The organism is Acetobacter sp. ESL1128, from assembly GCF_058505085.1.
In genome coordinates this window covers 2286127-2302533 of record NZ_CP196369.1, presented here as the reverse complement: position 1 = coordinate 2302533, position 16407 = coordinate 2286127, and the positions used below count along the sequence as shown (strand labels likewise).

The window sequence follows — 16407 nt, the reverse complement described above, 5'->3', positions numbered from 1 at the left end:
CCTGGATAAAATGAATGACCCAACCACAGTGCGCAGGCCCATGCGCGGCTGATGATGACCTGCGCGTGATCGTGGACAGCCACGCCCGCCGCCTTGATGGACTGGAGGACGATGTGGACACACTCAAGTCCGGCCAGTCTGCTATGATGGAAAAGCTTATTTCCGTTGAAGCTCAAGGGCAGGAGCGCGAGCGTAACCGGGCTGTTGAAGCATCGGACACACGCAAGGCGCTGACGGACCTGACCAAGCAGATTGCCGAACACACGGGCGCACAGAAACGCCAGAACCAGCTTGCCGAGGACAGCTTGCGGCGCTGGCGCAAACTTGCCGTGGTCGTTGGGCTGGCCTGCACCATCGGGGCCGCTGTGGGGTCCACGCTGCTTTCCGATCAGGAGGTGGCCAGCACCATCTGGGTGCACTGGCTACACCTGCGCGAGCCGTGGGACGCGGTGCAGGGAGGGCAGGCCAATGCCGCAAGCCTCTCTACTCACTGACCCCTTGCAGGTCTCGGCCCGTACCGCATGGGGCGAGGCGCGGGGGGAGGGCCCGACCGGCATGCAGGCTGTTCTGTGCGCGGGCATGAACCGGATAGCTCATCCTGCGTGGTGGGGGCACGATATTTGCAGTGTGTTCCTTGATCCTTGGCAGTTCTCTTGCTGGAACACGACCGACCCCAACCGGGAAAAGCTTCTGGCCGTGACCAGTACAGACCCGCAGTTCCAGACTGCTCTTGCGCTGGCCCAGCGCCTTGTGAGCGGCACCCTTACCGACATCACCAGCGGGGCAGACAGCTACTATGACACGCGCCTTCCGCACGCGCCTGCATGGGCTGCTCCCCGCTTCTATCGCTGCACGATTGGTCACCATGCGTTTTACCGCGTGGGGCCTTTTGGAGAAGGATAACCCCATGGCTGACACGCCAGACAAGAAAACGGCAGTGGTCAACACTGCCAAGGTAGCGGGCATTGTGGCCCTGCTCCCCAGCCTGTTTTCCACCCTACCGCAGAATGTAGCGCTGGCTATCTGCGCCACCATGGTGACGTGTGCGGCCATCACCGCGTCCGTCCCGGCTCCAACCAGCAACCGCTTCCTGATTGCTCTGTATCAGGCCGTGCGCGTGATCGGGCTGGGCGTCAAATACGCAATTCCCTACGCAGCCACGCATCTTGTGAAGGCCGCGCCTGCTGCCCCAGCCGCCCCTCTGGTCGGCCCGGGTTCTGTTGTCACCATCCCCAAGGAAGCCGCCAAATGACCGATCTCTCCCGCCGCAATTTCCTGCGGACCTCTGCCTTGCTCGGTGCCACCGCCCTGACCGCCTGCACTGTTGCCACCAATGGCAGCACCACCACCGTCACCCTCAATACGGCCAAGGTGAAGGCTTACGGGCAGGCGGGCATTAACGCCATTGCCACGATCCTGAGCATCACCGTGATTGCAACCGCCATGGGTGCGCCCGCTGTGGCTCTGATCGAGACGGCAGGAACGGCGCTCGCTGCCAGCCTTACCGCGTTCTCCAGCGCGACCAACGGCACGCTGACTATCACGTATGACGACACGAACTGGAAAACCAAGGTCGATACGATTTTGGTGGACCTTAACGGCGTGGCCACGGCCCTGCGCTCCGGCCTGACGGCCGCACAATCCACCGTGACCAACCCGATCATCAACACCGCTATCACCGCTTTCAATGCCCTGCTGACCGTGCTGGATGCGTTCATGGGCGTTCTAGGCATCAACCTGTCCAGCGTGACGGACACGCAGGAGGCTACTGCGCTCAAGACGCTGGGGGCAGCATGACGGGGGTAGCAATTGGGGCGGCAAGTATTGCAGGTTTGGCCGTTGGCGCGATCATCGGGTTTTTCTTCGCCGCCAGCATCAATAGCCAATGGCCATGACGCCAGACTTTGAATGCGGCGCGATTGCCGGGGGCGCGTTTGTCGGCCTCGGTACGCTCCTGCTGGCGCTCATATGGCGCTGGCGGGCGAGCGCGGGCAGCTTCTGGGCTCGTCTTACGAAAGGGCAGGATGATGCGAATTAAGGCGCTGGCCTGCCTGCTCGCCCTCTCGGCCTGTGCCAATGTACCACTACAAGCCAAGCGTGATCTTGTCGGCATGGGCCGCTCGGACCTGATCGCCTGCGCCGGGGTTCCAGATAATACCGAGGCACTCCCAGACGGTGAGGTGCTGCAATGGCGGCAGGACCAGCAGGTGCAGGGGCCGTTTACGCTCAAGGGGCCAATGTCGCTGGAGCTTGACCTATCCGGCCACGGGACGTGCCACTTTGTCGCTCGGTTGCGACAGGGGCGTGTGGCACAGGTGGAATACACCGGGCCAAGCGGTACGCTGCTGGGGCCGTATTCAGCTTGTCGGCCTTTGGTGTTGGCTTGTGAGCGGTATGTGCGGAAAGGCTAGACCAACGGCGCTCATGGGCAGCGGAGAGCCGTTGGCTTGGTCGCTATAGCATGGGGATTGCGGCGGAAGTGAGTAGCTGATTATGTGGTTAGAAACTGGTTATTGAATTTATTACGAGATGATAAACCGCTAAAATCTGCCAGCTTTCAAGATAGAGAACATTCTTGACATGGTAGGGGTCACAGGTTCAATCCCTGTTGCGCCCACCATTCCTGAGTCGCAGTATTCTGCAGTTTAAACCATGTCTCCCGCTGAAAAATTACCGTTTCCCAAAGGCAATAACACGGCATCAATTTCCATTATTTGGAACCTATATCCGTGCCGCTTCCAAACGCACACCATGCGCGAATCTCATCCCGGTAAGTGTCGGGCATTTTCTTCGCATAGCGCGTCATAATTTTTTGGTGGGACGTATAGTATTTCATGCTTGGAATATGCAGTATATGGAAAGAGTAAACTCTTATACATTTCTATAAGAGTAAGAGATAGAATATGGTGGCTTTTCATTTTCAACCCTGTGACAGAGTTCCATTTTCGGAAATAGAAAGTTCACGGTACGAACTTAATGCGAGAATTGTTTATCTTCCTTCCTATGGGGATAAAAGAACGGAAATACAGAAGGTTATAGAATGCCGTTCTGGGGTTGGAGAAATATTCCCAACAGTAAATATTGGACCGCTTCAATTTGTTCTGGGTAGAGGGAATATAGTTCGCTCGATATTCCTGTATTTTTCTGGGTTGAAAAAAGAGGATTTTGTCTATCAGGCGGATTGTGGGGATGCTCCTCTGGTATCACTCGCATTGCAGGATGCAGAGATACTTCAGGAGGATTTGTATTTTAACGAGCAGGTTGCGGTTAAGATTGACAGAGATGGTTGTGTTGTCTTTGTCGAGTTCGAAGAAAATTCAAATATCTATCAAACATTTTCTTTGTCAGATAATTTGATAGTGCATGCAGATAAAGACAATAAGCTAGTATCTATGGTTTTTCGTAATGTCCGTTGGGTCGATATGGAAACCGAACCGGCAGTGCCGCAGCAGAACTGCGGCAATATTGGGCGTTTTTTATCTGTCCTAACCCGGTATGTGCGAAAATTATTCTGAACCTCTGTTCTGTAGAATTAAATTTGTCAAAATAGGCATTTTGTCGTTTCAGTCTTTTACGGTTTTTCTTCCCGGCGAATAATCCGGCGTGAGACACTCAATGCAGCACCCAGAAGAGCAAACCCTGCGGCCAGTTCAAGGCAATGTACCGCGCCACTACTGCTTTGGGAAAAACCGAAGATCAGGGCGACCAGAGCGGAGCCCAGTGCCCAGCCCAGTGTGCGGGCAACGGCCATCATCCCGCTGGCTGCACCACTGCGGGTTGCCGGGCCAGAGGTCATGACTGTCAGATTATTGGGTGTCTGGTAAAAGCCAAACCCAATGCCACAAAGCGCCATTCGCCAGCATATGTCCCAAAAGGCAGGTTGCGTTGGCATCAGACTTAGGGTTGCCAGCCCGGTTGCCAGAAGTGCCAGCCCCATACTGCTTAAAACCGAGGCAGGATGCCGGGTGGCCAGTCGGCCTGCAAAAGGGGCAGCAATGGCAACAAGCACAGGCCAGGGCGTGACAAGCAGGCCAGTGGTTACGGCGGAAAGGTGCATAACTGTCTGGAACAGGAATGGCAGTGCAACATACGCCAGAATCTGCGCGGCATAAGCGCAGATAGATGTCAGGATTGAAAGCGAGAACAGCGGAATAGCCAGCAGGTCCAGTGGCAGCATAGGCGTTTGCAGCTTTTTCTGCTGGCTATACAGTGTCATGGCGCAAAGCAAACCGGCCCCGATCTCAAGCGTTGCCAGCCCGGTTTCCTTCTGCCCCAGCGCATCAACGCCAAGAATGCCCAACCCCAGAGCACCTATATTGAGCAGTGTGCCCACCCAGTCGAACGAGAACGGGGCGCGGGGGCTTGCTGGGGCCGCCCGTAAAAAAAGAGCGACTGCCATTATGCCAATCGGCACGTTGATCAGGAACAGCCACGGCCAGGGAGCAACAGCCAGCACCATTGCGGCCAGCGTAGGCCCAACAGCGGCAGAAATGGCAACGGCTAACGCAATAATGGCAAAAGCCTGATGCAGCATGGCTCTGGGGTACACACTGCGTACAAGCGCGCCGCTTAATGCGGCCATACAGGCTGTTCCTAAGCCTTGCACGACACGCGCTGTAATAAGTGCGCCCAGCGAACCCGCAAGGGCGCAGGCAAGGGATGCTGCTGTAAACAGAGCGATCCCGAACCCGTAAACCCGTTTCAGGCCCAGTGAGTCCGCCAGAGCGGCAACGGGCAACAGGCTGACTGCAACTGCCAGATGATAGACATTGACGACCCAGACCGTCTGCGCCTCGCTACAATGCAGGTCATGGGCGATGGTGGGGAGTGCGATATTGGCAATCGCTCCATCCAGTCCGCCCAGAACAATGCCAAGGACGGCGCAAAGCATGACCAGACGGCGCTGTGTGTCGGAAACGGGCTGTGAGGTCATAAAAAATTCGGTGTCCTGATCCGGGGTGGGAATATACCTTGGTCTGGTGCTTTATTGATTTTAGGTGAAATGGAAAAGCTATTTAAAATCCATGCGCTATCGTTGGTAAGGTGTGTGCTGCATAATTGCGGGGTATACTTGCCATTACATTTAAGCCTGACAATAAACCAGAATGAGGTGATGGATGATTATGAGAAGACTGTCGCTTATACTCTTATATGGCATGATTTTTTCACCCGTCATTGCAAAAGCTGAAGACCATTTTCCAGATGATGTTGCCGGGTTTTTCCATGATGCAGATCTTTGTCAGTATCTGGCAGGGGAGTGGGATAATACTCTGCCTCCGAAAAGAAAAAACGAATTATCGTATGCAATGCAAAAGAACTGTTCAGATATCTATAAAAGACAGAAGTATTTTGAGGAAAAATACGCACAGAATAAACCGGTCATGAAAAAATTAAAATCTTATGAATTTTAACGATGTAGTGGGTCTTTATATGGGAGTATTCATAGTGCTTTTGATTACTCTTCCTTTGGTTGTCTGCCCTAAATGGCCATGATGGTTTTTCAGCATGCTCAAGGGGAAGGGATAATAGAACGTTCAAGCCTGCGGTGTGCTGGTGGCTTAGCGGTGTGGCTCTGGGTGCTGGTAGAGTGGAGAGAAGGGGGGATGCCGGGGTGCACAAAGGCAATTATGACCGCTGTATGCGGCATAGCGCCATAATGTCCTGATCAAGTAATGATAATTTTTAGGAAAGTATGATAAAAAAATCGTAAATCTGAGTTTCCGGTAAGTTCTGCTATGCAGATTATGCGTAAAAAGCCCCCGAGTTTTTCTCTTTCAGGACAGATTCAACGGTTTTATCCACGAATTTTTCGTTGGCGTTAACACGGGCCTCTTTCAGGTCGCTTGCGTAAACTTCGCCGGAACCATTCGTTGCGACTTGAATATTGCTGCTAGCATTGTTGCTCTTTGCTTGCAGTATGGTGTCCCGGATATTGGTATGTGTTTGGTCCGTAAAGGAAACTGCATATCTGTACATTGTATAGGCCTCCCTCTCTCGACTTAATTATGAACGAATCTGTAGATTCGTGTAAAATAATTTTCCTTCTGTGACCATGATATTGCGGGGGTCAATATAACAAATGCGTGAACGGTGTGTGTTTTTGGGCACCTGCGCCCCCTAGGCTCTCGCCTGCGTTGCTGCCCGGGTTTTCACGTTTGCTACAGGCATGGGTGGCGCGCACAGATTCCGCTGTATGTTTTGCCCGGAATGGAGAAACATGGTGCCAGCATTCAAACAGGGACCATGCGCAGGCAAAAGGGGCGATCGTGGGGAATACCGAACCAAGTGACTGGGCAACCGATGCTCATCTGGCTGTGCGGGTTGTGGCCATGCGCAGGGATACAAATGCCGCGGGTGATATTTTTGGTGGCTGGGTTGCCGCACAGATGGACCTTGCCGCCAGCACTGCGGCGGAAGGGTTTGCAGGCTGCAAATGCGTAACCGTGGCTATTAACGGTATGGTTTTTCATCATCCCATGGCCGTGGGGGATGAGCTGAATGTTTACACGCGCATCGTCAAGGTGGGGCGTACATCCATTACCATCTGCGCAGAATCCGTGCGGCGCATCCGGCGGACCAATATCCGGCAGAAGGTCACATCCGGGAACTTTGTGTTTGTTGCCGTGGATGATGCCGGGCGACCGCAGACCCTGGACAAGGAATGGCCTCTGGCGGAGCAGAAGGCGCAGGCAGAAAACTGACGGCTCTTTTCCACCACAGATTCGGGCTTACAGGTTGGCAATAACCTTAAGGCCCACCAGAGCCGCATCGGGAATGTGTGATGTTTCCCCCGGCCGGATCATGTATTCAAATTCTGGCTGGACGGTCACGCCGGGCATGGCGTCAATGGCGTAATACGCCTCAATCACATGGGAGTCCGTCTGCGGCCCCCGGACCTGCGCACCAAGCGACATGCCTGCATCCAGCGCATACATCTGCCCAAGCCGCTTGCGGTCGCTCACATGGTACCATGAATACAGGATACCCAGCCTATCCGTCAGGCGGGTGGGTATAAGCCCGTTAAAGGAGAGGCCGCCATAGGCCTCGTCCGAAATGGTTGAAACATGGGGGGTATTATGGATGTACCCCGCCATCAGGTAGCCGCCTGCCATCTGGTTGCGGCCCCCCATACGGTAGATCATCTGGTCGCCTTCAAACCAGAAAATATCCATGGGTGCACTGCGTTCGCGGCCGGGCTGGCTTAACAGGCTGGCGGGTTTGTTGCCCAGTTGGTCAGCGTAGCGCGATGTATCGTGGGCATAACCAAAAACATAGTGGCCGGGCAGGCGGTTGCGGGTCAGGAAGGGCTGCCAGGTAAATTCTATGGGCAGCATCATGCCTGTTGTCTCCTCACTCCCCCAGGACCACCCGCTGGGATTCCCGTTGAGGGGAGAGACCTGATACGCCCCGAGCTGCACCATGGTGTCCCGCGTGGGGCGGAAGCGCACACGCGCCCCCCATGTGGCCTTGGGGTAAACGGAAAAACCGGGGTCCAGCTTTAGCGCCACGGGAGCCGAACAGGTGACCATGAAGGAACAGATCAGTGGAGATGTCGCAAAAACATGCGTGAGCGACATGCGGCCAAAGGTTATGTCCATACGGTTGTTGAGAAACTGCTTTTCGGCGTACAGATCAACCAGATGCGCCACCACATGCCCGGAAAGGCCATAAACTTCCATGAGGTTAACATAATATTCGCCCGCCATATCGTGCGAGACTTCGCGGCCTGCGCGGTTCATGAGCAGCGTGTGCACTGACCAGCCTTCCAGCCCGGCCATTTTGCCCAGATCAAAATTCATCTGCAATGTCAGTTCATGCACGTAGTCCATGCCCCGTTTGATGCCGCCATTGATATTGCCCATGGCCTCCCCTTTGTAGGTAAAGGAAAAAGCAAACCCCTTCTGCTGCAAGCGGGTCCGGAAAGGCATGATCTGGGGTACAAGGTGGCTGCTGCCAGCTGTGGGTACGTAGTAGGGGTCCTCCATGTCCGTGCGGCGCTGGGCGTCCACCTCGGAGGGTAAGAGCCATGATGGCCCTTCATGCAGGCTCAGGGGCTCAAGGGTCATGATATGGTGCGGCTTTTTGGCGCCGTAATCATTCACGCTGGGAATGTTCATGGTTGCAAGGCCCGGCCAGGGGGCCACAGGCACACCGCTGGGGGGCAGGGGGGAGTTGAGCGGGCGTTGCAGCACATGGGGGTCGGGCAGGAGGGATTGCTCATCGCTCTGGCGCATGGCGTGCTCAACCAGATCTGCGGAGTTGGCAGGGGCGGGGGGAGGTGTTTGCGCCTGTGCGGACGTGGCGTGGCAAAAGGTCGCAAAGCTCCATGTGGCCAGAGCCAGCAGTCCTGATGGTTTTATGGTCATATGGTGTTTTTCTAATGTATTTTCATGCAAAGATTTTTTGGAAAAACACATTCAAAAAAACATGTTTTCCAATTTACTCTTGCCAGTTGCGTGGTGCGGAACATGCCGCGGCCAGTAATCCTTTTAAGGTCTGGTGAAACTGGGCTTTGCGTAACATTATTTTTTTGAAAACTTATTATAAGATAACGTGATTTAAATAACGTCTCAGTGAGTTCTGTGGGTGTGGGCATAAAAAAAACGCCCCAGACCTGCATCCGGGGCGTTTCCTGAACGGAAAAATCAGGCTGTCTGTTATGAAACGTGCGGCTTGCGGGCATTGGCGGACGCAACGCGCTTGCCCCACTGGACCAGCATATCCGTGCAGTCCGTGCGTTCGATCTGGCATTCAATAATGGTTGGGCCACGGTGGTTGGCCTGTGCCTTTTTAATGGCTTCTGCCAGTTCTGCGCCGGTTGTAACCGTCATGCCAAGGCCATGGCCTTCGCCAGCGTTGAACACGTTCATCAGGCCGGCGTAATCCCAGTTCTTGATGTAGTTGTAAGGGCCGTCATGAATGGCAATTTCAATGACGTAGCCACGGTTGTTCACAAGGAAGATAATAACCGGCAGTTCGTAACGCACCATCTGGGCGACTTCCTGCGCGGTGAGCTGGAAGGAGCCATCCCCCACCATAACAATGTGTTCGCGTTCCTGCGATCCCATGGCGTTGCCAAAGGAGGAGGGCACGGACCAGCCAATATGGCCCCACTGCATTTCTGTTTCCACACGGGCATGGCGTGGCAGATGCATGCGCATGGCGTTGAACCAGGAATCCCCCGTTTCCGCCACCAGCGTGGTTTTGGATGTGAGCATGCCGTTGATCTGACGGGTCATTTCGTCATTTGTCAGGCGTGCATCCGGGGCGGCGGGCGCAATTTTGGTGGGCGTGTATTTGGTGTCACGCGCGCTGGCAGGGCGATGGGGAGCTTTTTTGGCCAGAGCGGTCAGGAATTCACGCAGGGTAAAGCCTTCAAAGGTCTGCCCGCCAACGGTTACGCGGTTGGGGTCGGCCACCAGCACGTTCTCACCCTTGGGCCATGCGGTCCAGCCAACGGTGGAGTAGTCATTGAACACGGGGGCAATGCACAGCACGGCATCGGCTTTTTCCACCAGTTCCTGCGCACCGGGGGCAGAGACTTCGCCCCAGTACAGGCCACGGAAGCTGGCGTGATCTTCGGGGAACAGCCCTTTGGCGGCGGCCATAATGGTCACGGCGCAGCCAATACGGTCTGCCAGTGCTTCTGTTTCGCTCAGTGCATGGGCAGAGCGGGCCTTGGTGCCAACGAGCATGACGGCCCGTTCGGATTTTTCCAGCAGGGCGACTGCGGCATCCACGGCGGCGTTCAGGCTTGTGGTGTCAGGGGTCAGTTCTGCCAGCAGGGACGTAACCGGGCCGGGGCGTGCGCATTCCGCGGAGGAGACGTTGCAGGCGATCTCCAGATACGCCGGTTTACGCTCACGCAGCGCGGTGCGGATGACATGGTCGATCTTGGCCGGGGCGGAGGCGGCGTCTGTAATGCTTTCGGCCGCGCAGGTTACGTGGCGCACCATTTCAAGCTGGTAGCCGTAATCCGTGTTGCCCAGTGTGTGGTGCAGCACGTGGCCGCTGCCGTAGTCATTGCTGTTGGGGGAGCCGGAGATCAGGATAACGGGCAGGTTTTCCGCATAGGCACCGCCAATGGCGTTCATGGCGGAAATGGCACCAACGCTAAAGGTTACCACGGCTGCGGCAGCCCCGTGCGCGCGGGCGTAGCCTTCTGCGCTAAAGCCACAGTTCAGTTCGTTACAGCAGTAGATCTGCTGCATGTCCTTGTTGAGCAGGAGCTGGTCAAGCAGGACCAGATTGTAATCCCCGGCGACCGCAAAATGATGTTTCAGGCCAATCTGAGCCAGACGGTCGGCCAGATACATTCCAACTGTATAGGTCATGGTAGATGCAAATTCCTTAAAAAATGGTCCTGCGCGCAGGGGTGTTGCATCATTTAAACGCGCGATGCCGTGGGAATGTCCAATATATGAAGCTGTTATAACCCATATGTTTCCAGTATGGCTTGGGGGCAATATGGAGGCATTTTAACGTGGGAGTATGCAAGTAAGTCTGATAATTCAAAGGTTTGCAAAACATGTAAGGACCACAGCGGGGCAGACCATGGGAATGAGCGGGCTTTACGCACCGCGCGGGGTGCTCTGTGTCTCACCTCAACGTGATACAGGGCGGATTTATACAGTATAATTCGTATGAAAAACCGGGTCATATTCTTGTGCGTGGCAAGTCGTGATTTGTAAAATACGGAATTATTATTGACAGCATCCAAGGTCATGGAACACAGACCACCGTCTTTGCTCAGGAACGGCAGGGTGTGGGCAGCTTAAGGCGGCGCTAGCTGGCCTGCAGTCATGTGGTCTTTGGGAACTTAGGGAATTGGGAGAATAAGGAATGGATGAACCATTCAAAACTGAGCGCCGGATAACAGGGGCCGATATATACCGGGTTCTCTTTGCATTGCTGAGTGCAGGGGTGGGGCTTGTTCTGGCTTATGGTGGCGGGCAATTGCTGGTCCTTGGTGGCTCGGCGTACTACCTGCTGGCGGGGCTGGCTTATGTGGGGCTGGCGGCCCTGTTTTTCCTGCGTAAGCGCAGTGCGCTGCCAGCCTCCATTGCCGTGTTTGCGGCAACCTGCCTGTGGGCTTTTTACGATGCCCCGCAGATTGGCTACTGGGAGCTGCTACCCCGTCTGGTTGTGCCTGCCATACTGCTGACCCTTGGTCTGTGGCTCGCAGCCCTCTTCCCCACCGTTCGGGCGGATGCACGGCGGTGGAGTGCATGGGGCGGTCTGGCCGTTATGGCGGGTTTGGTGGGTACGCTGGTTCTGGCGTTTTTCCCGCATGGAACACTGAGCAACCCTGACGCGCTGAGTGATGCCGCCAAGGTGGTGCAGGCTGGTGCGCCAGATGCCCCGCAGGACTGGGAGTTCTATGGCCGGAGCGCTGGCGGCACACGCTTTGCGCCATATAGCCAGATTACCCCCGCCAATGTGAACCAGCTTAAGGTTGCGTGGGTGTACCGCACCGGCCGTCGCATAAGCGGGGGGGCTTTTGGCACGGATGAGAACACGCCCCAGCAGATCGGGAACGTGCTGTATTCCTGCACGCCAGAAAACCTGATTACCGCCATAGATGCCGATACAGGGCAAAAAATCTGGAAGTTCAACCCCAATGCTGTCACGGCCGAGCATGTAAGCTGCCGCGGCGTTGGGTATTATGACATGGATGCAGATACCAGCCTGACGCAGGAGCAGAAGGCTAGCTACACCGCACCAGACTGCCGCCAGCGTATTCTGGTATCCTCCATTGATGCACGCCTGTTTGCACTGGATGCCCATAGCGGTGCAGTGTGTGCGGGCTTTGGCAATGCAGGGTTTGTGGACCTTAAAAAACAGATGGGTCCAACCGAAAACAGCAAACGCTACCACCCTACAGCCGCCCCCGTGGTTATGGGGCATCTGGCGGTTGTTGGCGGCTGGGTGCGTGACATCATGCCCGGCGAACCCTCAGGCGTTGTGCGAGCGTTTGATGTGCGTGATGGCTCCCTTGCCTGGGCGTGGGATGTGGGGAACCCCGATAACACGCAGGCTCCCGCCCCCGATCAGACCTACACGCTCTCCACCCCCAATGTCTGGACGGTGCCGACATACGACAAGGAACTCAACCTTGTTTACCTGCCAACCGGCAACGGCCCCCCTGATTACTGGGGTGGGGACCGGAATGCTGCTAATGGCCGCTTCGGGGCTGCGGTTGTGGCCGTGGATGCTGCTACAGGGAAGACCCGCTGGGTCTCGCAGCTGATACACCATGATGTGTGGGATTATGACCTGCCCTCACAGCCGGTGCTGTATGATGTGACCAATGCACAGGGTGAGAAAATCCCCTCCCTGATCCAGACGACAAAGACCGGGCATATTTTTGTGCTCGACCGGCGCACAGGCAAGCCTGTGACCGAAGTGGTGGAAACACCGGTTGCCACAGCTCCCGCGGCGCAGGGCGAACATCTTTCCCCCACCCAGCCGTTTTCTGTTGGCATGCCCACCATTGGTGCGGACCCGCTGAGCGAGAGCGCCATGTGGGGGGTGAGCACGTTTGACCAGCTTTATTGTCGGATCATGTTCAAAAGTTCGGTTTATACCGGGCCGTTTACCCCACCGGGCGAAAAACCGTACATCGAATGGCCCAGCCTGCTGGGTGGCATGAACTGGGGCGGTATCTCGGTGGATGAAAACAGCGGGCTCATGTTTGTAAATGACATGCGCATGCCGCTGCGGATGTCCTTGGTTACGCGGGAGAATGCCCGCAAGTTCAAGGTCTCCACAGATGAGGTGCCGGGGTTCATGGGCACTATCCGCCCTCAGCTGGCCGGACCGTATGGCGGGGTTAAAATTGACGTTCTGCAGTCTCCGCTGGCTGTGCCGTGCAACACGCCGCCGTTTGGCACCATGACAGCCATAGACCTGCACACCAAAAAAATTGTCTGGCAGGTGCCTATGGGTACGGTGGAAGACCTTGGACCGCTGGGCATTAAAACCCATCTGCCGGTGCCAATTGGCATGCCTACGCTGGGTGGGCCTACCTCCACTGCCTCTGGTCTGGTCTTTTTTGCCGGAACACAGGACTACTACCTGCGTGCCCTGAACTCCCGGACTGGGCAGGAAGTGTGGAAGCAGCGCCTGCCGGTGGGGGCTGTGGCCGCACCCCTTATTTACCGCTCCCCTAAAACCGGGCGGGAATATGTGGTTATTTCTGCAGGCGGGGCCAGTCACTCACCAGATGTAGGGGATTATATTATCGCCTACGCCCTGCCAGAAGGTGCAGGTGCCACAACGCACTAACTGTATGTGTTAGGCAGTAAGGGGCCTGTCCGGTTTTATCATAAGCCGGACAGGCCCCTTTTTTATGCTCTCCACGCCGGGGCAGGCGCGTGGTTATGGCAGCAGTTCTTCCACCACACTGGCCGGGCGGCAGGCTTTTGCCCCTTTTGGTGTTACCACAACAGGGCGGTTGAGCAGGGTGAGGTGCTGGGCAATGGCATCCAGAATCTGGGCGTCTGTGACTCCGGGTTTGTCCAGACCAAGCTCTGCACAGAGTTTTTCTTTTGTACGCAAAAGGTCGCGCGCCCCAAGTGTATCCTGGCGTGCAATCTCTTCAAGCTGGTCACGGCTGAGGGGTGTTTTAAGGTAAAGCACCACCTCGGGTTCTATGCCCGCGTTGCGCACAAGTTCCAGCACGGAGCGGGACGTGCCGCAGGACGGATTGTGGTAAACTGTTACAGTCATGTTACATGCCTCTTTTACAAAGGCGTGATTGTTGCATGTTCTGCAAGGCTGGCAAGGGCCGACCCAGCCCGGAGCAGGCCAGCAGGGAACGCAGGGTAGGGCAGGGGGACTGCGTGCGTACATTAACCGGCTGGTGGCAAAAACCATTCTCTGTCAGCAAAAATGTGTGGGCAGGGGTGTCTTTGGCATCCATGAACATTCCGCAGGTGCTGGGCTATGCGCGTATTGCGGGCATGCCTACGGTTACCGGGTTGTACACGGTGCTGTTCCCGCTGGTGGCGTTTGCGCTTTTTGGCTCATCCCGCCATCTGGTAGTTGCCGCAGATTCCGCCACAGCAGCCATTTTTTCCAGCGCCCTGTCGGAAATGGAGCCGGTGGGTAGCGCGGCCTATATCCATCTGGTCAGCGCTGTTGCCTTGCTTAATGCAGGGTTTTTGCTGGCGGCCCGCCTGTGCAGGCTTGGGTTTTTAGCAGATTTTCTGTCCCGCACCGTTTTGGTGGGGTTTCTGGCCGGCGTAGGTGTGCAGGTCAGCATGAGCATGCTGTATGACATGGTGGGGCTGGATGTCAGCTCGCACAATACCGTGGCCCAGTTTGTGGGGCTTGTGCAGGTGAGTGCGCACATGCACCTGCTCTCGGTCGGTATTTCCTGCGTGGCCTGTGTGATCTTGCTGTGTGGTACACGCTTTTTGCCCGGTCGGCCTGTGGCATTGGTGGTGGTGCTGGGGGCGCTGGGGTTAAGCTGGCTGTTGGGGCTGGCGCAGTATGGCGTAACGGTTCTGGGGCCTATGCAGGGTGGCTTGCCGCACTTTGCGGTTCCTGTGGTGTCCTGGCATCAGTTTTTGGCACTTCTGCCGGTTTCTGCATCATGCGTTTTTGTCATTATCGCGCAAAGTGCAGCGACATCGCACGCCTTTGCTTACAGGTTGCATGAAACTGTTGATGCCAATGCAGATATTGTTGGCCTGTGTGCCGCCAATGCAGCAGCCGGGCTAAGTGGCACCTTTACGGTTAATGGCAGTCCAACCCAGACTGCCATGGCCGTGCAGGCCGGGGGCACCAGCCAGAAGGCCCAGCTTGTTTTTGCCGCCGTTACGTTATGTGTGCTGCTGTTTTTTACCGGGCCACTCCAGTATCTGCCCCGCTGTATTCTGGGTTCGGTTGTGTTCTGTGTTGCCGTGGGCATGATTGATACCGCCGCCCTGAACCATATCCGGAAGGAAAGCCCCGGGGAGTTCCGGCTTGCGCTGGTGACCATGGCAACAGTGGTGAGCATTGGCGTGGAGCAGGGCATTTTTATTGCGATTGCCCTCTCCTTGTTCCGGCATGTGCGGCACAGCTACCGGCCCCATACCATGGTGCTCAAGCCAGACCCGGCAACACAAGCACTTGAGGCCGTTCCCGTAAGTGCAGGGGAGCAGACGGCGCCGGGGCTTGTGGTTTACCGGTTCTGTGCGGATCTGTTTTACGCAAACTGCTCGCTTTTTGCGGAAGATATTGACCTGCTCCTTGCCAGTGCGCCTGCGCCGGTGCGCTGCCTTGTTGTGGATTGCAGCGCGATTACAGATATTGATTATTCTGCCGCCAGTGTTGTGCGCGATGTGCTGTTCCGGCTGCACATGCAAGGTGTGCGGGTTATTTTGGGCCGGGTTGCTTCCTATGCACTGGCGGACATGGAGCGGCACCATATTGTCAGTGCTCTGGGGGAGGGGAATGTTTATGCCCAGCTTCATCAGGCCATGGCCAGTGCAGAGCAAACAGTGGCGGAGCAACCCCGGCCACAGGCCCAGCTCTAAGGCTGATAGGTTGCGCTTTGCATCAGCTGCGGGTGCAGGCAGGCCAGTGCCGTCAAAATGTTTGGGAAGGAAGAGACGGCTCCGCCCCTAGAACTGGCGGATGCTCTGCCAGATCATATAGGCGGCAACAACAAAGATCAGGCTGGCAAAAACTGTGGTCAGCCTGCCGGTAGAGCCTGCCAGCGCGCGTGATGCCCTGGTGCCAATGCTGCACCCAATGGCTCCACCCAGAATAAACAGCCCTGCCAGTTGCCAGTCCACATAACCGGAGAGCATGTAACTGATGGTGGTGCTAAACCCGAATGCCGCCACAGCCACCAGCGATGTGCCAACAGCATTAAGAATAGGCATGCTGGTGGAAGCCATAAGGCCCGGCACAATCAGAAAGCCGCCGCCAATACCAAAAAAGCCTGAAAGCAGGCCCGTGCCAAACCCGCAGCCCATGACCTTGGGCGCATTCTCCCTGTTACAGCTGGCACCCGGGCAGCCGGTATTATGGCGGCCACGGATCATGAGCACACCAACCCCGATCATGAGCAGGGCGAACAGGAGCAGCAGGTGCTTGCCATCCACAGCCTTGCCGAGGGACGCCCCCAAAAAGGCCCCGCCCACACCACAGAGGGCAAAAATACCCGCACATCGCCATTTTACGGTTTTGTTGCGCGCATGCTGGGCCAGTCCAACCAGTGCATTGATGGAAACAGACAGGGCACTGGTGCCAATGGCGACATGCGCATTGGGCACCCCAACCAGATAGACCATAAGCGGCACGGCCAGAATGGACCCGCCCCCCCCGACCAGCCCAAGGGTGAACCCCACGGTTGCGCCAGAAGCAATTTCCAGCGCGATGTGTAGAAGGTGGGGTGTTAACATGGGAACT

16 protein-coding genes are annotated in these 16407 nt (G+C 56.2%); 10 read left to right on the top strand and 6 right to left on the bottom strand.

Annotation, left to right across the window (positions count from 1 at the left end; all coding sequences use genetic code 11):
• The first annotated feature begins 14 nt into the window (after positions 1-14).
• The 6 genes from ACSYTG_RS10695 (at position 15) to ACSYTG_RS10670 (ending at position 3515) form a co-directional block, all read left to right on the top strand.
• Positions 15-494: a hypothetical protein gene (locus tag ACSYTG_RS10695; RefSeq protein WP_489783245.1), complete on the top strand. Its 480-nt coding sequence runs from the start codon at positions 15-17 to the stop codon at positions 492-494.
• Positions 469-903 (top strand): cell wall hydrolase, encoded by a 435-nt coding sequence (locus tag ACSYTG_RS10690; RefSeq protein WP_489783246.1) that lies wholly within the window; start codon positions 469-471, stop codon positions 901-903. The genes ACSYTG_RS10695 and ACSYTG_RS10690 overlap by 26 nt, the downstream gene beginning before the upstream one ends.
• Positions 904-907: 4 nt before the next feature.
• Positions 908-1252 (top strand): hypothetical protein, encoded by a 345-nt coding sequence (locus tag ACSYTG_RS10685; RefSeq protein WP_489783247.1) that lies wholly within the window; start codon positions 908-910, stop codon positions 1250-1252.
• Entirely contained in the window at positions 1249-1797 is a 549-nt protein-coding gene (locus ACSYTG_RS10680) for a twin-arginine translocation signal domain-containing protein (protein ID WP_489783248.1), read from the top strand. The genes ACSYTG_RS10685 and ACSYTG_RS10680 overlap by 4 nt, the downstream gene beginning before the upstream one ends.
• A gap of 227 nt (positions 1798-2024) precedes the next feature.
• Positions 2025-2411, top strand: a complete 387-nt coding sequence (locus tag ACSYTG_RS10675; protein ID WP_489783249.1) for a hypothetical protein — start codon at positions 2025-2027, stop codon at positions 2409-2411.
• Between the two features lie 492 nt (positions 2412-2903).
• The gene (locus ACSYTG_RS10670) at positions 2904-3515 is read left to right on the top strand and encodes a hypothetical protein (RefSeq protein WP_489783250.1); all 612 of its coding nucleotides are present in this window, start codon (positions 2904-2906) and stop codon (positions 3513-3515) included.
• 56 nt (positions 3516-3571) lie between these two features.
• Here ACSYTG_RS10670 and ACSYTG_RS10665 read toward each other — a convergent pair whose 3' ends face one another.
• Positions 3572-4933, bottom strand: a complete 1362-nt coding sequence (locus ACSYTG_RS10665; protein ID WP_489783251.1) for an MFS transporter — start codon at positions 4931-4933, stop codon at positions 3572-3574.
• Between the two features lie 184 nt (positions 4934-5117).
• Here ACSYTG_RS10665 and ACSYTG_RS10660 point away from each other — a divergent pair, with 184 nt between their 5' ends.
• Positions 5118-5411, top strand: a complete 294-nt coding sequence (locus ACSYTG_RS10660) for a hypothetical protein (protein WP_491706415.1) — start codon at positions 5118-5120, stop codon at positions 5409-5411.
• A 331-nt stretch (positions 5412-5742) separates the two neighbouring features.
• Here the strand turns inward: ACSYTG_RS10660 and ACSYTG_RS10655 are convergent, their stop codons facing one another.
• On the bottom strand, positions 5743-5976 hold the full coding sequence (locus ACSYTG_RS10655; protein WP_086646279.1) for a hypothetical protein: 234 nt from the start codon (positions 5974-5976) through the stop codon (positions 5743-5745).
• A gap of 353 nt (positions 5977-6329) precedes the next feature.
• On the opposite strand from ACSYTG_RS10655, the gene ACSYTG_RS10650 reads away from it, so the two are divergent.
• Positions 6330-6701: an acyl-CoA thioesterase gene (locus ACSYTG_RS10650; protein ID WP_086646398.1), complete on the top strand. Its 372-nt coding sequence runs from the start codon at positions 6330-6332 to the stop codon at positions 6699-6701.
• Between the two features lie 27 nt (positions 6702-6728).
• On the opposite strand, the gene ACSYTG_RS10645 is transcribed toward ACSYTG_RS10650, so the two are convergent.
• Both ACSYTG_RS10645 and ACSYTG_RS10640 read right to left on the bottom strand, forming a co-directional pair.
• The gene (locus ACSYTG_RS10645) at positions 6729-8366 is read right to left on the bottom strand and encodes a carbohydrate porin (RefSeq protein ID WP_489783253.1); all 1638 of its coding nucleotides are present in this window, start codon (positions 8364-8366) and stop codon (positions 6729-6731) included.
• A gap of 291 nt (positions 8367-8657) precedes the next feature.
• Complete coding sequence (locus ACSYTG_RS10640; protein WP_489783254.1) at positions 8658-10334, bottom strand: alpha-keto acid decarboxylase family protein; 1677 nt, start codon at positions 10332-10334, stop codon at positions 8658-8660.
• A 508-nt stretch (positions 10335-10842) separates the two neighbouring features.
• Here ACSYTG_RS10640 and ACSYTG_RS10635 point away from each other — a divergent pair.
• Positions 10843-13287, top strand: coding sequence for a membrane-bound PQQ-dependent dehydrogenase, glucose/quinate/shikimate family (locus ACSYTG_RS10635; protein ID WP_253528294.1), 2445 nt, complete (start codon positions 10843-10845; stop codon positions 13285-13287).
• A 93-nt stretch (positions 13288-13380) separates the two neighbouring features.
• Here the strand turns inward: ACSYTG_RS10635 and arsC are convergent, their stop codons facing one another.
• Entirely contained in the window at positions 13381-13731 is a 351-nt protein-coding gene (gene arsC / locus ACSYTG_RS10630; RefSeq protein WP_489783255.1) for an arsenate reductase (glutaredoxin), read from the bottom strand.
• Between the two features lie 191 nt (positions 13732-13922).
• On the opposite strand from arsC, the gene ACSYTG_RS10625 reads away from it, so the two are divergent.
• Positions 13923-15527 carry a SulP family inorganic anion transporter gene (locus tag ACSYTG_RS10625; protein WP_491706465.1) on the top strand — a complete coding sequence of 535 codons (1605 nt, stop codon included), beginning with the start codon at positions 13923-13925 and terminating at the stop codon, positions 15525-15527.
• A gap of 87 nt (positions 15528-15614) precedes the next feature.
• Here the strand turns inward: ACSYTG_RS10625 and ACSYTG_RS10620 are convergent, their stop codons facing one another.
• Positions 15615-16400 carry a sulfite exporter TauE/SafE family protein gene (locus ACSYTG_RS10620; protein ID WP_165925521.1) on the bottom strand — a complete coding sequence of 262 codons (786 nt, stop codon included), beginning with the start codon at positions 16398-16400 and terminating at the stop codon, positions 15615-15617.
• Positions 16401-16407: the final 7 nt, after the last annotated feature.